This is a genomic window from Halorubrum sp. AJ67, from assembly GCF_000513435.1.
Genome location: NZ_CBVY010000003.1, coordinates 67,415 through 72,311, shown reverse-complemented (window position 1 = coordinate 72,311; position 4,897 = coordinate 67,415). Strand labels below are relative to the sequence as shown.

3 protein-coding genes are annotated in these 4,897 nt (G+C 67.4%); 1 reads left to right on the top strand and 2 read right to left on the bottom strand.

What is annotated here, in order from left to right; genetic code table 11:
- Positions 1–111: 111 nt before the first annotated feature.
- Positions 112–444, bottom strand: a complete 333-nt coding sequence (locus tag BN903_RS04115) for a hypothetical protein (protein ID WP_048076527.1) — start codon at positions 442–444, stop codon at positions 112–114.
- Positions 445–521: 77 nt separating this feature from the next.
- Positions 522–2,453, bottom strand: a complete 1,932-nt coding sequence (locus BN903_RS04110; protein WP_048076526.1) for an aldehyde ferredoxin oxidoreductase family protein — start codon at positions 2,451–2,453, stop codon at positions 522–524.
- A 265-nt stretch (positions 2,454–2,718) separates the two neighbouring features.
- Between BN903_RS04110 and BN903_RS04105 the strand changes: the two genes are divergently transcribed.
- On the top strand, positions 2,719–4,897 hold a 2,179-nt coding region (locus tag BN903_RS04105; RefSeq protein ID WP_052334914.1), incomplete at its 3' end, for a bifunctional UDP-sugar hydrolase/5'-nucleotidase.

Below are 4,897 nucleotides of genomic sequence, written 5' to 3'. Positions count from 1 at the left end.
GAGCGTCGCGACGAGTCGCCAGTTCATACCCGCCCGGTCGCGGAGAGGGCGGATAAAGAGTCGCGGCGGGAGCCGGGGGCGACGGATTTCGGGCGCACCCCGGCGAGCCCGTTAGCGCTCGCGCTCCGTCGCGCGCTCCGCCGGGGCGTCGCGCGTATCTGGAGTGTCGCGGCCGACCAACTCGTCGGACCGCGAATCGCGGTCGACCTCACGCTCCTTGGCCGCTGCGAGCCGCTGTATCCCGTCCGCGATCGCGTCGACGGCCGCGAAGATCCGGTACCAGAGGTACGGACCGACGGACAGCGCGCCGACCGCGACGAGACCCACGAAAATCGCTCCGACGATCACCAGCGAGTATGCCAGAACGAAGAGGCTCACTCCGCCGAGAACCGCGCCGGCGGGCGTTCGGAGGGCTTCGGAGGGCGAGAGCGGATCATGAACCATGGGCGCTGCTATCGGCGGCAGTCACTTAAAAATGAGCGGACGGGTGCCGGACGTTCGCGGTCCGGCGAGCGGCGCGATCAGTCGTCGGCGGGAGCCGCCGAGTCGCCCGCGGAGACGCCGGTGCCGGGACCGATGTCGATGCCGAGTTCGGCGAGCTTCTCGTCGGGGACGACGCCGTCGACCCAGTCGCGGGTCTCGTAGTACTCGGCCTTCAGCTGGTCGAGTTCGACGAGTTCGCCCTCGCTCGCGCCCGTGCCGGGGATGGCGTCCGGGTGGCCCTCGACGAAGCGGTTCGGCAGCGTGTCGTCCGCGCCGTCGAAGCCGACGAGGTTGTTGTAGTAGCGTTCGAGGTTGTAGACGCGCTCGCCCGCCTCGAACAGGTCGTCCTCCGAGAGGTCGGAGCCGGTCATGCCGTTGTACTGGAGCACGTACTCCTCGATCCCCTCCGCGAACGCGCTGAACTTACAGATGTCGAACGAGTCCGAGACGGCGTGGAGGTCTTGGAAGGTGGCGGTGAGTTCGCCCTTCCCCTCCCACTCGTACGGGTCGACCTTCTCCGGGATGCCGAGGATCTCGGCGGCCGGCGTGTACCCGCGCAGGTGGCAGGCACCGCGGTTTGAGGTCGCGTACGCGATCCCCATGCCCTTCATACAGCGCGGGTCGTAGGCGGCCATCGTCTGGCCCTTCACGGAGAGCTTGTTGCCGTGCGCGTCCTTCGCGTCGGCGACGCGCTCGGGGCCCTCCGCGAGGAGGTCGCCGAGGTCCGACGAGCGGTGGCCGATCTCCTCGATGAGGTCGATCATCGTCTCGGAGTCGCCCCAGTCGAGGTGGCCGACGCCGTCGAGTTTGCCCTCCTCGCTCATCTCCATCGCCATCGCCATCATGTTGCCGGCCTCGATGGTGTCGATGCCGAGCTCGTTACAGCGGTCCAGCATGACCGCGATCTCGTCGCGGTCGTCGTGGCCGGAGTTCGGACCAAGCGCCCACGCGGACTCGTACTCGTACGACTCCGTGCGGACGTTCATGTCTTGGCCCTTGTGGGTGACGTTGACCTCGACCTCCTTCTTACACGCGACCGGACAGGAGTGACAGGTCGGCTCGTCGACGAGGATGTTCTCGCGGACGTTCTCGCCGGAGACGCGCTCCGCCTGAACGTCGACGCCCTCGGCGTCGCTGAACGCCTCCGTGGACGTGTACTTCGCGTTCTTCGCCGGGAGCCCGTCCATCTCCTCGGTCGCGTTCATCAGGACGTTGGTGCCGTACATCGAGAGCCCGCCCTCGTTGGGCGCGGTGACGTCGGACTCCCGGATGACCCCCATCGCCTGCTGGTAGCCCTCCTGGAACGTCTCCGGGTCGGCGGGCTTCGGCATGTCGGTCCCCGACTTCACGACGACCGCCTTGACGTTTTTCGCGCCCATCACGGCACCGGTGCCGCCGCGGCCCGAGGCCCGGTCGTCCTCGTTGATGACGCAGCCGTACCGGACCTGATTCTCGCCGCCCTGTCCGATCGCCATCACGGAGACGTTGCGGCCGACCTTCCCGTCGACCTCCTCGCCGATCTGGTCGATCGTGTCGTGGACGCCCTGTCCCCAGAGGTGCGAGGCGTCGCGTACCTCGACGTCGCCGTCCTCGACGAACAGGTACACCGGCTCGTCGCTCTCGCCGTCGAGCAGGATCCCGTCCAGCCCGGCCCACTTGAGGCGCGCGCCGGACCAGCCGCCGTGGTGCGAGTCGGTGACGGTGCCCGTCAGCGGAGACTTCGTCACCAGGGCGATCCGGCCGCTCATCACGGTCTGGGTGCCCGTCAGCGGGCCGGTCATGAACGCCAGTCGGTTCTCCGGTCCCAGCGGGTCCACGTCTGGACCCTTGTCGAAGACGTACTTGACGCCGAGCCCCCGCGCGCCGATGTACTTCTCCGCGTCCTCGTCGTCGATCCCGCGGTAGCTGACGTTGCTATCGCCGAGATCGACCTGTGCCACACGGTCTCTGTAGCCGCCCATTTCAGTCATGTAATTCTCGTTCGTTATGTTTGTACTGCGCACGGTTATTCCTTCACACGCCGATGAAACCGTTTACAGTTACGTACATCCGCAGTCCTCGGCCGAGAGGAAATCATACTGGCTGACAGGTTCGGGTTGATTGTGTATCGTTCTCGTTCACCACGAAACCATAAGCGTCCGAACAGAGATAGCACGTTCGTGTATATATAGCACTCAGTACCACCATCTATCCGGCATGTAAATGTTTAATAGCGTCTCTCCGTCTTACGGAAGTATGTCGAAAGACAGGCGTTCGGAGGCGGTCGTCGATGAGACGCGTCGTCGCCTGCTGGCGGCGGCCGCGGGCGGAGTAACCGTCGGTGCCCTCGGAACCGGCGCGACGGGCGGCGTGGCGGCGCAGGACGACGGCACGCTCACGCTCGTCCACGACACGCACTTCCACGGCCGGTTCGAGGACGCTGGCAACGAGGCGATAGACATCGCGCGGTACTACGCCATCGTCGAGGAGCTTCGCGGCGAGTACCCGAACACGGCCTTCCTCGGGAACGGCGACGACCTCGCGCCGTCGGTCCTCGGCCTCGAGTTCGAGGGCGAGCACATGGTCGAGGCGCTCAACGAGATGGGACCGGACGCCGTCGGTGCCGGGAACCACGAGTTCGACTTCGGCGTCGACACCGCGAGCGAGCGCTTCGAGTCCTCCGAGTTCCCGTGGGTGATCGCCAACCTCCTCACGCCGGAAGGGGAGGCGGTCCCCGGCGCGGAGCGCTGGACGACCGTCGAGGTCGGGAGCTACACCGTCGGCGTCTTCGGGATGGGCACCACCGGCTTTTACGACATCACGGACTACCCCGAGGACTGGCAGGTGCTCGGCTACACGGAGGCTGCCGAGGCCGCCGTCGAGGCGCTCGAACCCGAGACCGACTTCATCGTCTGCGCGTCGCACGTCTCAAGCGGCGTCCACGAGACGATCGCGGCGGTCGACGGCGTCGACGCCATCGTCGGGTCGCACTCCAACGTCGTCTACGAGGAGCCGGAGACCATCGAGGGGACGACGGTCGCCGAGTTCGGCGACGAGTTCGACCACATCGGGCGGCTCACCTTCGACGTCGAGACGGGCGAGCTCTCGGACTGGGAGCGGGTCGACCTGTACGACTCGGAGGCGCTCGGCGAGGACGAGTCGCCGCCGGAGTCGACCGAGAACTACACCCCGCGCGACGTGCGGTCGGTGGACCGGAACCAGCCGGTCGCAGAGATCGCCGACGGCTACCTCTCGGACCTCGAAGAGCGCCTCGGCCAGCCCGTCGTCGAGACGGAGGTCGAGCTCAACGCCAGCTTCGACAACTACGAGATCGAGACGGGGTGGGGGAACCTGATGACCGACCTGATGCGGCAGGTCGGCAACCTCGACGAGGATATCGACGTCGCGGTCCAGAACGCCGGCGGCATCCGGTCGGGGTCCAGATACGGTCCCGGCGAGCTCACCGGCAGCGACGTGATGAACATCCTCCCGTTCCCGAACGAGATCGTCGTCTACGAGCTGACGGGCGAGCAGATCCGGTCGTACGTCGAGGGGTCCGTTCGCCCGATGCCCGGCGACTACGGGGCCCAGCCGGCGATTCAGGTGTCCGGAATCTCCTACGAGTGGACCGGCCACGACGGGGAGGGGCAGGTCCGGAACGTCTGGGTCGGCGGCGAGCCGCTCGACCCCGAGGCGACGTACCTCGTCTCGACGAACGATTTCGTCGCCGGCCGGAGCGAGGAGTTCGTCGAGGACTCCCGCGTGTTCAACTCGGGACAGTTCCAGGGGCCGTTCATCAAGGACACGCTCGACGCGGAGTACGACACGATCGCTCCCGAGCGCGAGGAGCGGATGATCCGCGTCGACGAGGTGATCGAGGACGCAACCGTCGAGGGGTCCGAGGGGACGCTCACGGTCTCGTTCGCGCCGACCGACGCGGTCACGTCGGTCGTCGAGGACACCTACCGGCTCGTGGCACCGGGCCACGGGACCGTCGAGGCGTCGTCGGTGTCCGGGGGCGACGAGGTCGTCGTCGAACTCGCGGCCGACGCCGTCGTCGAGGCGTTCGACGCGGCCGAGGCCGACGCGCTGTCGCTCGTCGGCGGGTTCGACCCGAACAGCGAACACTACGGCTACGAGAACGACGACGGCGAGTTGGTCGAACTCCCCGTCAACGCGAGCTACGACTACTACGAGCTGCGGACCTCGCTGTCGGGCGAGGACGTGCGAGCGACCGTCGGCGGTGACGGTTCCGACGGCGACGACGCCGACGGATCCGACGACGGAGACGATGGTTCGGGCGATTCGGACGGCGGCTCCGACGGCGACGGCGGAAGCGACGGCGACGACGGAAGCGACGGCGACGGCGGCTCTGACGGGGGCGACTCCAGCGGAGACGGCGGCGAAACCGCCGACGGCGCGCCCGGATTCGGTC

What these genes read in the sequence shown, in the direction of transcription:
- BN903_RS04115 (WP_048076527.1), bottom strand. Translation starts at nt 444, where the DNA reads ATGGTTCATGATCCGCTCTCGCCCTCCGAAGCCCTCCGAACGCCCGCC.
- BN903_RS04110 (WP_048076526.1), bottom strand. Translation starts at nt 2,453, where the DNA reads ATGACTGAAATGGGCGGCTACAGAGACCGTGTGGCACAGGTCGATCTC.